The sequence below is a fragment of the Ralstonia sp. GX3-BWBA genome, assembly GCF_003290055.1.
Lineage (GTDB): Bacteria > Pseudomonadota > Gammaproteobacteria > Burkholderiales > Burkholderiaceae > Ralstonia > Ralstonia holmesii.
The window spans coordinates 1-569 of sequence record NZ_QMKS01000034.1 but is presented as its reverse complement, the minus strand read 5'-3'; the positions used below and the strand labels follow the sequence as shown (position 1 = coordinate 569).

General features: G+C 67.1%; 1 protein-coding gene. It reads right to left on the bottom strand.

The genetic code is table 11. The features are described 5' to 3' along the window. A partial coding sequence (locus DOD19_RS27465) for an autotransporter-associated beta strand repeat-containing protein (protein ID WP_204360109.1) occupies nucleotides 1–569 on the bottom strand: 569 nt, incomplete at both ends.

Below are 569 nucleotides of genomic sequence, written 5' to 3'. Positions count from 1 at the left end.
GTGGCGCCGGACGTCGTCGCAGAGATATCGAAGGTGCCGTTGTTGACCACGCCCGAGGACGCCGCAATGCTGCCGGCCCCCGACAGCGCGAGCGTGCCCGCGTTGATCGTCGTTGCCCCGGTATACGTGTTCACGCCGGACAGTGTTTGCGTACCGCCCTTCACCGTGAGGTCGCCCGTACCGCCAATGGCGCCGCTGAACGTGCCGGAGGCATTCGCCAAGGTCAACGTCCGGCCGCCCAGGGCGACCGCGCCCGAGCCCGTCAGTGCGTTGATGGTGGTGCCCGACGTCGTCCCAGAAATATCAAACGTGCCGTTGTTGACTACGCCCGATGACGCAGCAATGCTGCCGGCCCCCGACAGCGCCAGCGTGCCCGCATTGATGGTCGTCGCCCCACTAAATCCGTTCGCCGCCGACAGCGTTTGCGTACCACCGCTGACAGTGAGGCCGCCCGTACCACCGATCGCACCGCTGAATATGCCGGCTGCATTGGCCAGCGTCAGCGTCTGGCCACCCAGGCCAACGGTGCCCGTGCCCGTCAGGGTGCTGATGGTGGCGCCGGACGTCGT